This window comes from Serratia sp. JSRIV004, assembly GCF_019968705.1.
GTDB classification, from domain to species: domain Bacteria; phylum Pseudomonadota; class Gammaproteobacteria; order Enterobacterales; family Enterobacteriaceae; genus Chania; species Chania fonticola_B.
This window is the reverse complement of record NZ_CP074140.1, coordinates 5,778,662-5,796,378: the sequence shown is the minus strand read 5'-3', so window position 1 is coordinate 5,796,378 and position 17,717 is coordinate 5,778,662. Positions and strand designations below refer to the sequence as shown.

Annotated in this window: 16 protein-coding genes; 10 read left to right on the top strand and 6 right to left on the bottom strand. The window is 53.0% G+C overall.

The features are described 5' to 3' along the window. Nucleotides 1-98: 98 nt before the first annotated feature. Nucleotides 99-2,144, top strand: a complete 2,046-nt coding sequence (locus KGP21_RS27590; protein WP_223536640.1) for an AsmA family protein — start codon at nt 99-101, stop codon at nt 2,142-2,144. A 7-nt stretch (nt 2,145-2,151) separates the two neighbouring features. Here KGP21_RS27590 and KGP21_RS27585 read toward each other — a convergent pair whose 3' ends face one another. From KGP21_RS27585 to yhjD, 3 genes are all read right to left on the bottom strand, one after another. Further along, nucleotides 2,152-2,904, bottom strand: a complete 753-nt coding sequence (locus KGP21_RS27585) for a CDP-diacylglycerol diphosphatase (RefSeq protein WP_021807375.1) — start codon at nt 2,902-2,904, stop codon at nt 2,152-2,154. 92 nt (nt 2,905-2,996) lie between these two features. Then, the gene (locus tag KGP21_RS27580; protein ID WP_021807376.1) at nt 2,997-4,319 is read right to left on the bottom strand and encodes an MFS transporter; all 1,323 of its coding nucleotides are present in this window, start codon (nt 4,317-4,319) and stop codon (nt 2,997-2,999) included. Nucleotides 4,320-4,660: 341 nt separating this feature from the next. Beyond that, nucleotides 4,661-5,656 (bottom strand): inner membrane protein YhjD, encoded by a 996-nt coding sequence (gene yhjD / locus KGP21_RS27575; protein ID WP_021181810.1) that lies wholly within the window; start codon nt 5,654-5,656, stop codon nt 4,661-4,663. A 321-nt stretch (nt 5,657-5,977) separates the two neighbouring features. Between yhjD and KGP21_RS27570 the strand changes: the two genes are divergently transcribed. After that, nucleotides 5,978-6,844: a crotonase/enoyl-CoA hydratase family protein gene (locus tag KGP21_RS27570; RefSeq protein WP_021181809.1), complete on the top strand. Its 867-nt coding sequence runs from the start codon at nt 5,978-5,980 to the stop codon at nt 6,842-6,844. 19 nt (nt 6,845-6,863) lie between these two features. Here KGP21_RS27570 and pdeR read toward each other — a convergent pair whose 3' ends face one another. After that, nucleotides 6,864-8,855: a cyclic di-GMP phosphodiesterase gene (gene pdeR / locus KGP21_RS27565; RefSeq protein WP_021807377.1), complete on the bottom strand. Its 1,992-nt coding sequence runs from the start codon at nt 8,853-8,855 to the stop codon at nt 6,864-6,866. A gap of 411 nt (nt 8,856-9,266) precedes the next feature. Here pdeR and spy point away from each other — a divergent pair, with 411 nt between their 5' ends. Continuing rightward, nucleotides 9,267-9,770, top strand: a complete 504-nt coding sequence (gene spy / locus KGP21_RS27560; RefSeq protein ID WP_223536638.1) for an ATP-independent periplasmic protein-refolding chaperone Spy — start codon at nt 9,267-9,269, stop codon at nt 9,768-9,770. 65 nt (nt 9,771-9,835) lie between these two features. On the opposite strand, the gene KGP21_RS27555 is transcribed toward spy, so the two are convergent. Beyond that, nucleotides 9,836-11,056: a Tm-1-like ATP-binding domain-containing protein gene (locus KGP21_RS27555; protein ID WP_021807380.1), complete on the bottom strand. Its 1,221-nt coding sequence runs from the start codon at nt 11,054-11,056 to the stop codon at nt 9,836-9,838. A 385-nt stretch (nt 11,057-11,441) separates the two neighbouring features. Here KGP21_RS27555 and KGP21_RS27550 point away from each other — a divergent pair, with 385 nt between their 5' ends. After that, nucleotides 11,442-11,978: a TetR/AcrR family transcriptional regulator gene (locus tag KGP21_RS27550; protein WP_223499731.1), complete on the top strand. Its 537-nt coding sequence runs from the start codon at nt 11,442-11,444 to the stop codon at nt 11,976-11,978. 664 nt (nt 11,979-12,642) lie between these two features. Here the strand turns inward: KGP21_RS27550 and KGP21_RS27545 are convergent. Then, nucleotides 12,643-13,185 carry a helix-turn-helix domain-containing protein gene (locus tag KGP21_RS27545; protein ID WP_223499023.1) on the bottom strand — a complete coding sequence of 181 codons (543 nt, stop codon included), beginning with the start codon at nt 13,183-13,185 and terminating at the stop codon, nt 12,643-12,645. Nucleotides 13,186-13,332: 147 nt separating this feature from the next. On the opposite strand from KGP21_RS27545, the gene KGP21_RS27540 reads away from it, so the two are divergent. From KGP21_RS27540 to KGP21_RS27515, 6 genes are read left to right on the top strand one after another with little or no spacing between them, the layout of a single operon-like run. Continuing rightward, entirely contained in the window at nt 13,333-13,602 is a 270-nt protein-coding gene (locus KGP21_RS27540) for a helix-turn-helix domain-containing protein (RefSeq protein ID WP_223499022.1), read from the top strand. A gap of 57 nt (nt 13,603-13,659) precedes the next feature. Beyond that, nucleotides 13,660-15,666 (top strand): Mu transposase C-terminal domain-containing protein, encoded by a 2,007-nt coding sequence (locus tag KGP21_RS27535; RefSeq protein WP_245398481.1) that lies wholly within the window; start codon nt 13,660-13,662, stop codon nt 15,664-15,666. Nucleotides 15,667-15,676: 10 nt separating this feature from the next. Then, a complete protein-coding gene (locus KGP21_RS27530; protein ID WP_223499020.1) occupies nt 15,677-16,564 on the top strand; it encodes an AAA family ATPase in 888 nt (295 codons plus the stop codon). Nucleotides 16,565-16,583: 19 nt separating this feature from the next. Further along, complete coding sequence (locus KGP21_RS27525; protein ID WP_223535896.1) at nt 16,584-16,862, top strand: hypothetical protein; 279 nt, start codon at nt 16,584-16,586, stop codon at nt 16,860-16,862. A gap of 12 nt (nt 16,863-16,874) precedes the next feature. Then, the gene (locus tag KGP21_RS27520) at nt 16,875-17,093 is read left to right on the top strand and encodes a hypothetical protein (RefSeq protein ID WP_223535895.1); all 219 of its coding nucleotides are present in this window, start codon (nt 16,875-16,877) and stop codon (nt 17,091-17,093) included. Next, nucleotides 17,083-17,712, top strand: a complete 630-nt coding sequence (locus KGP21_RS27515; RefSeq protein ID WP_223499017.1) for a DUF3164 family protein — start codon at nt 17,083-17,085, stop codon at nt 17,710-17,712. Before KGP21_RS27520 ends, KGP21_RS27515 begins: the two co-directional genes overlap by 11 nt. Nucleotides 17,713-17,717: the final 5 nt, after the last annotated feature.

Below are 17,717 nucleotides of genomic sequence, written 5' to 3'. Positions count from 1 at the left end.
TAGTTCCCATCGCGTGAACTTAGGCTTATCCTCGACTAGGCTTTCAGTAAGGCTGCTTATCAATTTTCGCAGTCAGCTATCGCCTCAAGGGAGCCGCTATGACAAGAACAGGCAAAACTTTTAGCTGGATTGGCGGCATCGTACTGCTGATTATCGTGGTTTTGGTGGTGTTCATTGCCACCTTCGATTGGAACCGCCTCAAACCCACCATCAATAGCAAAGTCTCTGCCGAGCTGCAGCGCCCGTTTGCTATTCGTGGCGGTCTGGGCGTTAACTGGGAACGTCACCAGGATGAGGGAGGCTGGCGTGCCTGGGTACCTTGGCCGCATATTCACGCCGAAGATATTATGCTGGGCAACCCTGCCAAGATCCCCGGTGATGAGATGGTCACACTGCAACGCGTCGATGCTTCGATCGCGCCATTGGCGCTGCTGGGCAAAGAGGTGCTGATCCCGCGTATCTGGTTGAAACAGCCAAATGCCTCGCTACAGCGCCTGGCGAACGGTGACAATAACTGGACCTTCAACCTGGCTAACAGCGCCGAAAAAGACCCCAACCAACCGCAGTCAGACTGGTCTGTCAGCATTCACGATATCGTGTTCGATCGCGGCCAGATTGATTTTAAAGACGCCACGCTCAAGGCCGATTTCCAGGCGCTGATCGACCCACTTGGCAAGCCTCTGCCCTTTAGTGAAGTTGCGGGTAAGCAGCCGGGAGATAAAGCGACGACGCCGGATTATGTCTTCGGCTGGAAGATTAAAGGAAAATACCACGGTGAAGCGCTGTCAGGCAGCGGCAAAATAGGTGGCATGCTGTCACTGCAAAGTGCTGATATTCCGTTCCCGCTGCAGGCCGATGTCCGTTCCGGCAATACCAGAGTGCAGATTGCGGGGACGTTGTCCGATCCGCTGAACCTTGGCGGCCTGGATCTACGGCTGAAATTCTCCGGTGACAGCCTGGGAAACCTGTATGCGCTGACCGGCGTGCTGTTACCCAACACTCCACCTTATTCTACCGATGGCCATCTTATCGCCCAGTTGCATCAACCGGGCGGTGCGGTATTCGAGTATCAGGGCTTTGACGGCAAGATCGGTGACAGCGATATCCATGGGGACTTGAAGTACGTTGCGAGCCACCCGCGGCCCAAGTTGAGCGGTGAAGTGCTTTCCAAACAGCTGCGTTTTGCCGATCTTGCGCCATTGATCGGCGCGGACTCCAATCAGCAGAAAGCCAATCGCGGCGAGAAAACCCGCCAGCCGAGCGACAAAGTGCTGCCGGTTGAGAAGTTCGAAACCAAAAGCTGGGGGGTAATGGATGCCGACGTCAAATTTACCGCCAAACGTATTGAGCATGGCAGTTCGCTGCCGTTGAGCGATCTGAATACCCATCTTAAGCTGGATAACGCAGTGATCCTGATGGACCCGCTGCGCTTCGGCGTGGCCGGGGGCAACCTGAATGCCACCGTCCGTCTTGATGGTAGCAAGAGCCCGATGCAGGGCCGGGTGGATATGCACGCGCGTAAGTTCCAGCTGAAGCAGTTGCTGCCGAACGTGGAGTCGATGAAGCGCAGCCTGGGGGAATTGAACGGCGATGCCAAGCTAACAGGCAGCGGCAACTCGGTGGCCGATTTGCTGGCGACCAGCAGCGGCGATCTGCGCCTGCTGATCAATGACGGCGTGATCAGCCGCAGCCTGATGGAAATCCTGGGCCTCAACGTAGGTAACTACCTGGTAGCTCAACTGTTTGGCGATGACGAGGTGGGGATCAACTGCGCTGCGGCGGATGTCGGCATTCGCAGCGGGTTGGCGACGCCACGACTGTTCGTGTTTGATACGGAAAATGCCATCATCAACATCACCGGCAACATCAATTTCGCCACCGAGCGGCTGGATCTGTCCATCGATCCGGAAAGTAAAGGGATGCGGGTGCTGACCTTGCGTTCGCCGCTGTATGTCAAAGGGACGTTTAAAAAACCGGACGCTGGCGTGAAGGCTGGACCGTTGATTGCTCGCGGGGTGGCTGCGGTGGCATTGGGAGTGGTTGTCGCCCCGGCAGCAGCGTTGCTGGCTCTGGTTTCACCGAGTGACGGTGGCGAAGAAAACCAGTGTGGCAAGATCCTGCAGCAGATGAAGAACAAGAAGTGACCCAAGATTACTGTAGTACCCGGCAGCTGTGATCCTGGCTCTCTTCGGCGGAGGCCAGATTCAGCTGCCATAGGTTACGTTTCACAGCCAACAGCAGGAAATCCCCTCCCGGTAAGGCCGTCATCGCCATGCCGTAGCTCCCCATGCTTTCACGTGCGCCCTCAACGCCCTGAGCCAGCAAACGGAATGCCCCAAGCTGCTTGAGTTCAGCAGCGCTGGCGCGGCGAGCCAAATAATCATGCCCCAGCAATCCACCGGGTAGCGGCTGCCAGCTTTCGCTGAAATCCCCTTGCAGCTGCGCCAGCCGGTTTTTTACCGCCGGTTGCAGGCAGGAGATATGAATATGCAGCTGATTTTGCGTACGGCCATATTCGGAGTTGATCGCCAGAGAGATGGCGGCATCGTCGATCGGTTTACCGAGTTTATCCGCCATAAAATGCCGGGCCTGCCAGGCTAAGGTGAATAAGTTGGCAGTGTCGGGCTCTAAGACCAGTGGGCTTTCTATGCCGGTGATTTTGGCCGTTGGCATCAACAGGTATTGCAAAGGCCCATTGCGGTCTTTCAGCACGACGAACCCGGCCTGCTCATCTACCTGTGCGCAGGGGGCCGGATTATGGTTTTGTTGCTGATTCGGCAGGCATTGTTGGCTGACGATATGCCACAGCGCATCCGGGTGGGCCGGTTTCAGCCAGAAATAGGTGGCAATGGCGATAATAATCAGCAACGTAACAGACAAACAGAGCCAACGGCGCAATGACATGGGCGGGTTTCCTCAGCAAATGGAGGGATAGCATAGCCGGGATTTGTGACAACAGACAAACAGGCCCCCATAGGCAGGGGGCCGGGAGAGGATTACAGAGACGTGTGGCGGGTTTCTTTCATCAGCAGCAGCGCGATCAGCGTCAGGCTGGCCATGGCCGCCAGGTACATGCCAACGTAGAACAGCCCGTAGTTGTTAGCCAACCAGGTCGCAATATAAGGCGCTACCGAAGCCCCCAGGATCGAGGCCACGTTATACGAGAACGAGGCTCCGGTGTAGCGCACTTCGGTTGGGAACAGTTCAGGCAGCAGTGCGCCCATCGGGCCAAAGGTCAGGCCCATAATGCTCAGCCCCAGCAGCAGGAAAGCCATCACCAACAGCTGATTGCCGGAACCCAGCATGCTCGGGAACAGGAAGGCAAAGCCGATCATCAACAGGGTGATGACAATCATGGTCTTGCGGCGGCCAAAGGCATCGGCCAGCAAACCGGCGATCGGCACCATCACGCCAAAACCAATCACCGCTACCATCAGCATCCACAGGAAGCTGTTACGTGAATATCCCAGCCCCAGCGGCTCTGCGGCCGTGCCGTAGGTCATGGAGTAAACGGTCATCAGGTAGAACAGCGTATAGGTAGCCAGCATGATGAAGGTACCCAGGATGGTAGCCTTTTTGTGTTTGCTCAACAGCGTCCCGAGCGGGACCTTCACCTGTTTGCCCGCTTTGGCCACCTTGGCAAAAACCGGAGTCTCGTGCAGCGAAATACGCACATACAGACCAACCAGCACCAGCGCGGCAGAGAGGATAAACGGTACGCGCCAGCCCCAGGTCATGAACTGTTCGTCAGTCAGCAACCAGGAGAGCAGCAGGAAGGTGCCGTTGGCGAAGAAGAAGCCGATCGGTGCACCCAACTGCGGGAAAGAGCCGTACAGCGCACGTTTGTTGGCAGGCGCATTCTCGGTGGCCAGCAACGCGGCACCGCCCCATTCGCCACCCAGACCCAGGCCTTGGCCAAAGCGTGCCAGCGCCAGCAGGATCGGTGCAAAGATGCCAATGGTTGCATAGCTTGGCAGCAGGCCGATCAGCACGGTGGAAATCCCCATGGTCAGCAGTGAAGCCACCAAGGTGACCTTCCGCCCGACGCGGTCGCCGAAGTGGCCGAACAGAGCAGAGCCGATGGGCCGTGCCACAAAGGCGATGGCGAAGGTGGCCAGCGATTGTAGCGTTGCAGCTGCCGGGTCACCCTGTGGGAAGAAGATATGCGGGAATACGATCACCGCAGCGGTGGCATAAATATAGAAATCAAAGAACTCGATGGCGGTACCGACCAGAGAGGCGACGATGACTTTTCCCCGGGAGTTAACCGGTGTGGACGCGGCATCGGCGTCCAAGGGGGTTGCGATGGTGGCTTGCATAGTTATTTCTTATATTTTGACTAGGGAAAAATTCATCTTAGTCATAGCAAAATGGCTTTTCAACGGGGAGATTTTGTACTATCTGGCAAATAAACTGTTAAAAAGACTAATGTTTTAACGAGTTGACGTTCTATGGTCGTTAACGTGGTGAAGTGAGCTATAAGCAGAGAGAATGACTGGAAAAGGTGCAAAGAAAAGTTATAGGGTAGTTTGTTATGCTGGTTTTTGCCGATCGGTTAGTCTGGTTTTAGAGTTATTGACTGCTTTTTGAGTTGATTATTGAAATAAAAAACCAGTCGCAACCTTGCGACTGGCATGAATACCATGCTGATGGTGGATATTCACTTGCCCTGCGGCAGGGTTTTGTCCTCTTTATACTGTGCCGTGGCGATCCAGGCGGCGCAAAACAGCGTCAGGCGGGCAAAAAAGTAGAAGAACGCCATCAGCCCGATCACCGAGCCAAAGGCGGCACCGGAAGGTGATTTGGCGACCTGTGGCAGCGTCATGGTCATCACAAACTTGATGGCTTCAAAGCCAATTGCGGCGATCAGGGTGCCGCGCAGCAGCGCTTTTTTCTTCGGCTTATGGCGTGGCAGCATCCAGAAGATCCACAGAAACAGCAGGTAGTTGGCAAAAATGGAGATCGACAGCGCGATCAGCGTCATCGCCGGCCGCAGCCATTCAATGCCATCCAGTCCCAACGCATGCACGATGGCCGCCTGGGCAGAACCCGCAATCGAGGTTAAAGACAGAGTGACGATCAGCGCCACCACCAAGCCAGTTAATGAAATAAAATCGCGGGTGTAGCGAAAATAGATTTTCTCCTGATCCTGCGGATTACGTTCCCAGACGTCACGGGACTGGGCGCGGATCGCCTCACGCAGGTTACCCATCCAACTGATGCCGGAGTACAGCGCCAGCGCCAGACCGGTCAGGCCGACGGTGGTACGTTGCTGGATGGCGGTATTCACCGTGTTCTTCAAGGTACTGGCCAGCGTGGGATCGCTGATGCTGTTGACGATCTTGTTGATCAGTTCGGCCAGCAAATCCGGATTAGATGCCAGCACAAAGCCCACGGCGGCAAACGACACCATCAGGATCGGGATCAGTGAGAGAAACGAGAAGTAGGTAATGGCGGCGCCAAACTGGCTGCCGAGACGGTCGTTGAAGCGTTCGGTGGCTCGCAGCAGGTGAGCGATGGTGGGCCAGGCTTTAACGCGCTCTATCAGGCGAGCGAACCCCGAAAGGCCTTTATCCAGTTTTTGATTGCCGGTTTTGATGGCGATCGTCGGTTTCTCAATGGCCTCAGGCTGCTCTGGAGCGGCTTTATTCTGCATTACGTCACGGTATCCTTCAGGTAAATCAATGGGCATGTGCTTGATTATAGCCAAATATGCCCTCGATTTGGTCGCTAATGGACGAGATTGGGTTAATTCTGATGATGGCCTCTACCAACAACTGCGAGTAAGAACGTTCGATTTTGTCCTATTCACCACACGTCTGTTTTTCTGCCGGATCCCTGCAATTTTATCTATCTCAGCGCCAGGAAGGCTTTTACTCATCTTATGGCGCGCGCTTTTTTATCCGGCATGCGCCTACTGCAGCCGTAGGGGCTGGAACGGTTATTTCCTGAATCAATAGATAAAATGGAAGGTCTTATGAAATTATTCAATCATCCCACCTGTCGTCCATTTACCGAAGCGGGCAACCTGTCGCAACTTTCCGCTTATTACGAGGAAGATCGCCACATCATGTGGATGTTACTGCGTGCAGAGCCGCGTCCTTGCTTCAATCAGGCGCTGATAGAAGACATCATGACGCTGGCGCAGGCGGCGAAAGAGTCGACGTTGCAGTTCGACTTCTGGGTCACCGGCTCGCTGGTGCAAAACATGTTTAACGTCGGCGGGGATCTGAGCTTTTTTGCCGAAGCGATCAAAAACCGCAGGCGTGAGGCGATGATGGCATATGCCCGGGCCTGTATCGACTGTGTGCATGCGGCAGCACGAGGTTTTGATACCGGGGCCATCAGCATTGCCATGGTGGAGGGCAGCGCGCTAGGGGGCGGTTTTGAGGCGGCATTGGCGCACCATTTTGTTTTGGCGCAGAACAACGCACGGATGGGGTTCCCAGAAATCGCCTTCAATCTGTTTCCCGGTATGGGCGGTTATTCACTGGTAGCCCGCAAGGCAGGTATGCGCCTGGCGGAAGAACTGATCTGGAGCGGTGAGTCTCACACTGCCGAATGGTTCGAAAACTATGGGCTGGTGGATAAGCTGTTTCAACCAGGTGATGCCTATATGGCGACTCGTACCTTCATCGACACCATCAGGCCCAAACTGAACGGTATGCGTGCCATGTTACGCGCGCGTCAGCGGGTATTACAGTTAACCCGCTCCGAGCTGATGGACATTACCGAGGATTGGGTGCACGCGGCCTTTACCATCGAGGAGAAGGATCGCCTGTACATTGAACGGTTGGTGATGTTGCAGGATCGGCACACGCTTAATCAGCGTCACGCTGGCTAAGCGTTAATTCCCGCCCGCATCACTTTGGTGATTGCGGGCTATAGGTTTTCAGCCACTGCTCCAACTGTTCGGGCAGCATCGGCCGGGCGAACAGGAATCCCTGTTTTTCATCGACCCCAACGCAGTCCAGGAAACGATTTTCACTGTCCGTCTCGACCCCTTCGGCAATCACCTTGAACTGTAGCGCTTCGGCGACCGCGACGATGGCGCGTATCAATGACTGTGATACCGGGGCCAGATTGACGCCGCGAACAAAGCTTTGATCCAGCTTGATAGCGTCCAGCGGGATACGTGCCAACTGGGCCAGAGAGGAGTAACCGGTGCCAAAATCATCCAGGTGTACCTGGGCGCCCAAGGCCCGTAGCCGGGCGATCACCTCACGAGCCCGATTCTCATCTTCTATCAGGCTGCTCTCGGTCAGCTCAAAGTCCAGAGTGCAGGGAGAAAGCTGGTTTTCTCGCAGTACCTCAACCAGATCGTCTACCACGCTGTCATCCACCAACTGCCTGGCGGAAAGGTTAACCGCAATGCGTAAATTCAGCCCCTGCTGCTGCCAAATGGCAGCCTGTTTAGCGGCGGTTTGCAGCACCCAGCGGCCAAGTGGGGCAATCAGCCCGGACTCTTCGGCATAGGAGATAAACTGCAGCGGTGGGATCAGCCCGCGCTCCGGTGAATCCCAGCGGACCAGCGCCTCTACGCTGTTCACGGCTCCGTTGAGCGTTGTGACCTTGGGTTGGTAATACACCACCAGTTGCTCCTGTTCCAGCCCCTTACGCAGGTTGGTATCCAGCCACATGTATTCGGCAACGCGGCGGTTCATGTCCGGCGAGAAGACGATAAAGGTGCGTTTGCCGTGCTCCTTGGCGACGTACATGGCGGTATCGGCGCTGCGGATCAGGCTGTCCAGATCGTGGCCATGTTGCGGGCAGAGGGCAATGCCAATCGAACAGCCGGTGTAGACCTCGATCAGGCCGATGCGGAAGGGCATTTGCAAGCGATCGATAATGCGCTGGGCCAGCTCTTGCAGCATGATCCGGTCGGCCTGGGTGACCAGCACCAGAAATTCATCGCCCCCCAGACGGGCAAGTTTTTCTCCATGATCCAGGCAACTGAGAATGGCGTGGGACACCTCGATCAGCAAGCGATCGCCAAACATATGGCCATAGGCGTCGTTCACTTTTTTGAAGTTATCCAGATCGAGATAGACCAGCCCTACGTGGCTTTCACCGCGTTCGCTTATCGCCCGGTTGATATCATCCTGAATGGCGTTGCGGTTTGGCAGGCCGGTGATGGTATCGGTATTGGCCAATAGCCGCAGGCGTTCCTGGGCACGGCGTTCTTCGGTGATATCCGTGCCGGAACAGATCAGGAACACCTCTTTTTTGCCGCTGCCGCTGTGGACAAACTTGTTGCGGAACAGGAATAACCGCTCGCCTTTGACCGTTTTGATCCAGCGCTCCACCTCATAGGAGGCCCCGTTGTGAAAGAAGTTGGCAATATTGCGCCGGGATGCTGCGGCCTCTTCGGGGCTCATAAACATCTTGAAGACGTTTTTGCCAATCACGTCCTGTTCCTGCAGGCCGGTATACTCTTCGCTCAGGCGGTTAAAGCGCTGGACGCGGCCGTGTTGGTCAACGATGACAATGACGGAATTAGCCTCTGACACCACCTGTTCGGCAAACGATAGGCCGTGCACCAAATCACGTGCCACGGCCTCGGTATCGGTATAGGCAGAGGCGGTGCCAGCCCACTCAAATTTATTGATCCGGCGGCCGACCAAATGCAGGTGGATGGGCTGGCCGCTGAGCTGGATGGTCAGATCCAGGCTGGCGGTGACCCCGCTCAGACGGCGGATTTTCGCCGCCTGCATTTCGTCGAGGGCCACGGCAAGGTGTGTTTTGCCTTTGATTGCCGTCAACTGCAGGGCATTGCTGTCAAACGCCAGATGCCAGTAAGGGCTGCTGGTGCCAAAATGGGTGTTAAGGAGTATCGGGCCTTGGTCTGCGAACATGTTCATTCCTCAAAATGGGACAGCCGGACCCTACGCTGCAGCCTGAAAGACGATGGGGATCGCGTGAACGACGTCTGTATAGAGTGTAAAAGAGAACCGCGCAGTGTGCGAAAATCAGTTTTTGGCTTCGTTGAGCCAGAGTTGTGGCTAGGGATGCTAAATTAATCCCAAGCTGGAGGTGGACAAAAGCCACACTAATAATTACGCTTGGGTCATGTAATCTTCCAAATAACAGACGCCTTCTCCATAATTTATTCATAATTGACGAATATTGCCATTTTTGATTTTAAAAAATTTACACTCCCTCGCATTACTATATATTCATGCGCATACTATTATTTCCGACGACGAGATAGCGAGCCTGTTAACGTACAGCGCTCCTGATGAAGAATAACTTTTAAGGAAATAATTATGCGTAAACTGACTGCTTTATTTGTCGCTTCAACCTTAGCCCTGGGTTCTGCTTCTGCCGCCTTTGCTGCCGATGCAACTACCGCCCCGGCAACCGCATCGACCACACCTGCCGCCCCGGTAAAAATGATGCACTATAAAGAGGCGAAAAGAGACAATCTCTTTGCTGGTTTGAACTTGACCAAAGATCAACGCCAGCAGATGCGCGATATTATGAAAGAGTCGCATCAAAAACGCGGCCCGGGAGCTAAAGACGAACGCCAGGCGCTACACAGTATGATCGCTTCGGAAAACTTTGACGAAGCCAAGGTAAAAGCCCAGATCGATGCAATCGGCAAAGCGCAATCCGAGCACATGCTGGAACGTGCCAAAGCGGAAAACAAAATGTATAACCTGCTAACGCCAGAGCAGAAAAAACAATACAATGAGAATTATCAGAAACGCGAGCAGAAGATGATGGAGCATATGAAGAAAATGCGCGATCATGTCCCTGCTGCTGAATAATTCACATTGCTGTCAAAATAAAAATGCCTGGTTATTTGCCCGGCTTTTTTTATTTTCTGACAGGATTATTTAGCTGTAGCAGCAATGGCATTAAATTGTTCGATAATAACCGCGGCGAACAGGGGATCGTTGATATGGTACGGTACCTTGAGCAACCGGCGTTTTGCGGTCTGTACCAGCGTCCGTTCCAGCGAGTGAACAAAAGCGCTCAGCGCTTGTGGATCCCAGAAGGGTTGCCCTGGCGCATCCAAGGTTGAAAAGCCACCCAGCGGTACGACAAAGCATACTTCCCCGGCGCAGGCGTTCAGCTTGTCACCAATCCAGCGCCCTAACTGGGTATTCTCCTGCGCCGTGGTGCGCATCAGCGTTACCTGGCTGTTGTGGCAATAAAATTGACGATTGGCGTAGCGGGCCGGAATGGTTTTCGGGTGACCGAAGTTGATCATATCCAGCCCTCCGCATGACATCACACCAGGGATCTCGGTGCGGGCAATGGCCCCAAAGCGATCTTCGTTGCAGGCCAACACGCCATCAAACAGATAGTCGCACACCTCGGTGGTGGTCAGATCCAATACGGCGTTGAGCAAGCGGCTGTCGATCAGCTTCTCCATTGCCTGGCCACCACTGCCGGTAGCGTGAAACACCAGGCAATCCCAGTCGTGCTCAATGGCGCTGGTCACGGCCTTGATACAAGGCGTAGTGACGCCAAACATGGTCAGGCCGGTGGCAGGTTTGCTGTCGGCATCATCATCGATATGAAAGCGGATGGCGCCGGCTATCTGGTTGGCGGCATTGCTCAATACCTTGCGTGAAATGCGATTTAGCCCGGCGATATCGGTGACGGAATACAGCATGGCAATATCGCTGGAGCCGACATAGCCAGCGACATCACCCGCCGCCATACTCGACACCATCAGCTTTGGCAGGCCGATGGGCAACTGTTGCATGGCGGGCGTGATGATCGCGGTGCCACCAGACCCGCCCAAACCGAGCAGTGCAGCAACATCACGACGTGAGAGCATGAAGCGCTCAAAAGCGATAGCCATGGCCGCAATCGCCTGCCCGCGATTAGCACAAAAAACGGCTTGTTCACCTTCCGGATGGTAACCCGCGATCTCATGCGCAGAAACGTCCGCGTGATACAGAGAAGGCTTACCGGAAGTGGAGAGGTCGAGGGTGATGACGGGTAAATCGAGATTGGCGATCAGATGACGGACATATTCCAGTTCTTGTCCTTTAGTATCTGCTGTGGTAGCAATATAGACAAAACCCGGGGTGCTGCTCATCATCTGTTCCTGAAAAAGGTTCAGACAAAGGCCTGAACAAATTGATTTTAATGCTATTTTTTATAGTAGGTGGTGAACCCTGGTGTCGGACAATAAGGTACTATCGTTTATTTGTTGGTCATAATGAGACTGCCGTATCATTTTTGCAAGCATTAATTTGTTTAAAGTGAGACTTGAGTCCCGTTTTTGGCTATCTTAGCTGTAATTTTTTACGTTGCCGATGGGTCAGGATCTGTCGGTGAGGCTGTCTATCGTATTGACTCCAAGGCTGGAAGATACGAGGAAGTTCGAGGAAAACGTGCCAATATCCGCATTTCCCGCTCCACGGGATGAATCTTTGACACATACTCGTGCCAAAACCCGCAGCTTGCTGCTGGCCTGTGCGATGGAGCTCTACGATGGTGGAGTCTTCCCTTCGATTACTGAGCTAGCGGCGCATGCGCAGGTCTCTCGTGCCACCGCTTATCGCTATTTTCCCACCCAAAGTGCCCTGATCTCCGCCGTTGTGGCGAAAAGCCTGGGGCCGATCCTTGAATGGCAACCGCAGGATAACGATGCGCTCAAGCGCATTCATCAACTGTTGGCGTTTGCCTACCCGCAGATGGAGCAGCATGAAGGCGCGCTACGTGCGGCGTTACAGCTATCACTCCAGCAATGGGCTAACGCGACGCCGGGCGAAAAGTTTGTGCGTGGCAATCGCAAGCGGCTGTTGAAGCTGGCGGTTGAGCCCTTGCAGAACAAACTCCCTGCTGAAGCCTTGCAACGCGTGATCCACGCCTTTTCGCTGATTTATGGTTCCGAGGTGTTCCTGGTGCTGAAGGACATTTGGGGTTTAGAGCTCGATGATATTCAGGATGTAACCCAGTGGATGGCCAAAGCCATCATTCGTCAGGCTGAGGAAGATGCCAGAGTTGAGGGATAATCCGCGAACGAGTGACGGGCCGGGGAGTGCTCTCCGGCCTTTTCATTGGTTTTTTGGCAAATAAAAAACCGGAACCCTTGCGGGCCCCGGCTTAACGAGGGGTGAAGCAATTAACTCTGCGGTTAAACTTGCTCAGCTTGCAACTCCCTGTTGATACTTTAATCAGGTGTTGTGGCCGGCTTATAATTTCCCTGGTGTTGGTATGGTTATTACTAACTTATCGTTCTACTATCGTTTTTATAATACATCACTTCTGATACCATGTTTGACCATAAAAGATGGTATGTCAAGCAAGCTATTAGGCTAAGATTGTATAGTATGCGAGATTTCGATAACGTTTTTGTACGGATGGGTGTCAAAGTGTGGGGGGGTGATCAATTCTGGATGGTGGGAAAAATCGAAACTTCGACACGACGCCAAGACTGGCGCGGGTTTTGAGGGATTGGTTGATTTTGGACTGCCTCCGTCAAAATAACCAAAAATACTTTTTTATGCGGTAAATTCTGGACTGAATAACCTCTGCATTAATCACGTTTAAACTTCATTTAAACGCATATCATTAAACCATGATCTATACTAATTTATCCCTTTATCTCAATGAGTAACGAGCGAAACGACTTTATTAATAAACCCCACTCAGCATTAGCCGAACAGCATGCGGGGTTTAGCCAGCTTGCTTGTGAACCGGCAGGTTCAGCTCATTGGTTTTACTATCCTCAGGTGCCCCCTTTTTAATCTCGCCATGAAGTTGCATTAGTTGCAGCCTTTCGTTCTCAGGGAGCAATGAAAACTCAGCGATTGACTCAATGCTCTGTAAGGCTCTCATAATGCCAGATATGCCATGTTGAACGATGACCTGTGCTAGTTGCTGGCGCTGCTCATCAGTCATCACCTCAATCACCCCCATCAACTTACTATCGTAATATATTGCGATGCTATCGTTTTTATCAGCTTCTACATCTCCTGTAATGAGCCATTCCATTGGAGCACTACACGCCTGTGCTATGGCCTGAATCTTATCAATGCCTGGGTAGCTGCGCCCTTTAAGGTAACTTCTCACCGCAGACTCTGAGATGCCACATACGTTGGCCAAGGCCACATTAGTCATGGCGCCCATCGCAATTTTTAACCGTTCTGAAAAACGGTTTATTCCTGGCATCGAAATAAACCGCTTTCGGTCTTTCGCTGTACTATCAGTTTTATTCATGTAACACCATGATTCATATCAAGATTAATTTATTCGGATTAATTTGCGAATAAACCACTTGAAATCGGTTTATTGTGCGATTAGATTGTGTGTAAGCGATAATCATATTTAATTATCGTTTTAGATAAACGAGGAAGGATATCAACGATGCAGTTGCTAACACAAGACATGGCGAATCTGTTTGTTTGCGCCGGTGAGGACTGGTCAAGCAAAGCGATAATCGCAGCTCTCGATCGCAAGGGTGTCAGCCTGAGCGATTTAGAAAGCGAACTGGGCGTAGGTAAAAACGCGATTCGTAATGTTTTCTACCGTAAGTGCGGCCGTTACGAAGATGCAATCGCACAAAAAATCGGTGTATCTCCAGAGCTTATCTGGCCGAGTCGTTACATTGAAACCGTTTTTCGGATTAGGGGATAAGGAATGTCTATCTGGTTGACTGTTCAGGAATGTGCAAATTTGCCCGGCTTTCCGAGCATGCTTCACAATATCCGTAATAATCTGAATAAACGTGCAGGTGGAAATTCTGACCTACGCCGTCGTCGTACAGGTTCAAAGGCTTTCGAATATCACGTTGATTGTTTACCACGTGAAGCCCGTGAGGTTGTCCTTGCCCGCCATTACCAACAGGTTGTCGAAGTGGCCAGCGATACTGCTGTGGTTACCACTGTCACGGCTGAGCGCAAGACTGGTATTAAACCCCGTGAAGAACTCGACATCCTGAACCAGTGCCCGGCCCTGCTGGAGCGTGAGGTCAGCCAGTTGACCGACAAGCAAAAAGCCGTGGCAGATGCACGTTCGGCGCTGGCACTGGAGGTGTTAAAACTTTATGACCAAGCTGGTCTGAGTCGTCTCGCTGCTGTCAATTACATTGTCGACGGTTCCCGCGCCGGAACACTGCCGGGGCCACTGATGCAAATGGCTGAACTGGCGAACGCTCGCAAAGGTAAACGCCTGGGCGTCAGCCGTAGCAGTTTGCAAGAATGGTATTCCGTGTATCTGCTGACGGTTAACGACACCGAAAAACGCCTGGCCATGTTGGCACCCGGTCACCATAAAGCGAAGAAGCCGGAGGACGTCAGTTGGTTGCCGCGCTTCCTGGCGTACTGGCGCAGCCCCAACGGGCCAACCATGCGTTTTTGCTACCGTGATTTCGAGGCTGACTGGAAACACGAATTTCATGACCAGCCCGCCATGCTGGCGGTGATGCCGTCTTATGACGCCATTTGCCGGGTGATGAAGAAGCTTCCAAAGCGGGAACGGCTTCGCGGTCGTGTCAGTGGTTCCGCTGCACGGGCGCTGGAAGTTTACAGCCGCCGTGACTGGTCCTGTATGCCGGTTAATGGCTGCTGGATTTGCGATGGGAAATCACTGGATATGAAAGTGAAGCACCCTATCAGCAAAGCAGCATTTACCCCGGAGTTGACGCTGGTTATTGATGGTCGTTCACGTTTTGTTGTGGGCTGGAGCCTGTCCTATTCCGAGAACGTGCGCGGCGTTTCTGAGGCGTACCGCTATGGCATACAACGCTATGGTAAACCGTTGTTTGTCTATACGGATAATGGTTCAGGCCAGAAAAACAAGACGCTGGACGCGGAAACAACCGGTATTTTCCCTCGCATGGGGATCGAGCACATGACCGGTATTCCCGGTAACCCGCAGGCTCGTGGCATCATCGAGCGGCTGAACGGCGTCATTCCATACGCTATCGCTCAGCGTGTACCGACATTTAATGGACGCGGCGCAGATCGTGACAACCTCCGCCGTCTGATGGTGGCGGTTGAGTCAGCCGAGAACGCACAGAGCCAGGGTAAGCCACTTAACGTCCGCCAACGGCGGGCAACAGAAGCGGTGCCTGAATGGGAGGATGTGCTGGCAATCATCCAGGAGGAAATCGACCGTTACAACAACAGCCACGAACACAGTGAGCTGCCCAAGTACAACAGCAAGCACTTGACCCCGGCCCGTTACCGCGAAGCGGTTCTGGCCACGGAGGGCGACGAAATCGAGTATCTGACCGAAGTGGAACTGCGCGAGATGTTCATGCCGGAAGAAAAACGCACCGTTGACCGTGGCTGGATCCGCCTCAGCAATAACCGCTATTTCTCCCATGCTCTGGCTGATTTTGATGGCGTTGAAGTCCGTGTCGCTTATGACCCGCGCAACGCTCAAGAAGTCATTATCCGCAGGATGGACGGTTCTTATATTTGTAAGGCTATCTGGAACGGCAATACAAACGCCGCAGTTCCTGAAACTAAAATGGCTCAGGGTATTCAGGAGCGTGCCAAGCGTCAGGTGGCTCTGCTGGACAAGAAAAAACAGCGTGTCATTGAACAGGCTACCCCGGTCATTGAGCATAAACCAATGCCCGACTTTGGGATGCTTCTCCAGGGGGAGATACAGCAGGCAGAACAGCACGATTACCATTTTTTAGAAGTTGACCGGGAACAGCATTTAAAGAAGACCGGCACACACCATGAATAACGAGGTAACTATGATTGCTCAATTATCCGAATTAATGGCCCGTCGTAACTGGTCACAGACACAAGTCGCCCGCGCGTTGGGTAAAAGTCCGGCCACGCTTAATCAGTATTTACAGGGGAAATATAACGGCGACGTTAAAACCCTTGAGCTGGATATCGTTGCATTGATTGCTAGAGAAGCCGAAAAGGAAAAGAGCCAAAAATTAACAGTTTCTTTTATTCGTACCTATACCGCCAGCAAATGCCTTGAGGTTATTCGTATGGCCCACCTGGACGGCGATATCAACGTTATTTATGGCGATGCAGGGATGGGGAAAACCATGGTGATGCGTCAGTATGCCGCCGATAACCGCACAGCCCTTTTGCTTGAAGCGGATCCGGGCTATACCGCCCGCGTTGTGCTTGAGGAACTGTGTGCCCGTCTGGGCCTGAACAAGCGCGGCAACATGCACGAGCTGAGCGAGGCCATCATTGTGGCGCTTAAAGACTCCGGGCGTATTTTGCTGATTGATGAGGCGGAGAACCTGCCACATCGTGCGCTCGAAACCATTCGACGCATCCACGACAAAGCCGGGATCGGCGTTGTACTGGCAGGGATGCCCCGCCTGATTATTAACCTCAAAGGTAAACGCGGCGAGTATAAGCAGCTTTATAGCCGCGTTGGTTTTGCGCTGCCGCTGGGCGACGTTCTACCACGTGAAGACATTGACTCCATAGCAACGAGTGTCCTCGAAGATGCCAAGGACTCAGCGGTCAGTGATGCACTGTTCTCTGCCTGCAAGGGCAACGCCCGCCGCTTGTTTAAGCTGCTGCGCGGCGTCAATCGCTACAGCCTGCTGAGTGGCGAGCATGTTGACGCTGGGGCTGTCCGTAAGTTCTCGGAGATGCTAATCAACTGACTTTTTTGAGGTGATAGTCATGTTTAACGGCTTAAAAAATGAAGAGTTGGTCGAGTTAATGGAACGTGCCAGCAATGTCGTTAAGGCACTCAGCATTCAGGGCGTGACCGTGAAATCGATCACACTGGCTAGCAATAAACCGGTGATCCGGGTTCAGCCCTGCGGTTATTGCGATCAGCAGATCCATAGTGGTCGAGCTGTTTATCATGAATTAGGTTACTCAGCTGAGGGGCGTTACCGTCAAGGGCAGTTTACGTCGGGCGGCTGTAGGGTCGTCTGGTCTGAGTCGATTCACTAAAGACAGGATGCAATGACTATTATTTTAAAGATAACCATCCAGGAAAATAAAACTGGCGTTAATACGAATAGTTATGCTGAAGGTCCATGCACTACAGCAGAGTCAGGACAAGCCAAGTTTATTTATAACACCATCGTTGGCGCATTAAGTAATCAGCCCGGTTATAAAAATTCCGGGGAAGATGTTTGTAAAACCATTCATATCAATAGGAGTAATGACAATGTCCACTAATGCCCCTGAAAACACCATTCCAGACGGTTACTGGAAAGATGCTCGCGGCGTACTGACGCCTGAAAGCCTGGTTAAACCGGTAGATAAAGAACGTGATGCCCTGGTCAAGGCCATTGTGGAACGCGCCAAACCGTTGCAAGAGGCGCTGCGTGATTTTAAACAGGATACATTTGCTGACATTCAGGCACTGGTTGACCTCTCTGCGGAACAGTACGGGGCCACTATTGGCGGTAAAAAAGGCAATGTCACCCTGTACAGCTATGATGGTCGATTCAGAGTGCAGCGGGCCATGCAAGACCGCATCGCCTTTGATGAGCGTATTCAGGCCGCCAAGGAGTTGATTGATGCTTGTGTGGCTGAGTGGACGAAGGACGCCCGTCCGGAGCTGCTAGCCATCATTGATCGGGCATTCTCTACCGATAAGGAGGGCGAGATCAACCCTGGTCGCGTGTTACAACTCCGTCGCCATGATATTACCGACCCTCGCTGGTTGCGGGCAATGGATGCGCTTGCAGAGGCTGTCCAGGTTATCAGCAGTAAAAGCTATATCCGTCTCTATGAACGTGTCGGAGATTCCGATAAATACGTGCCAATTTCTTTGGATATTTCAGGGGTGTAAACGCC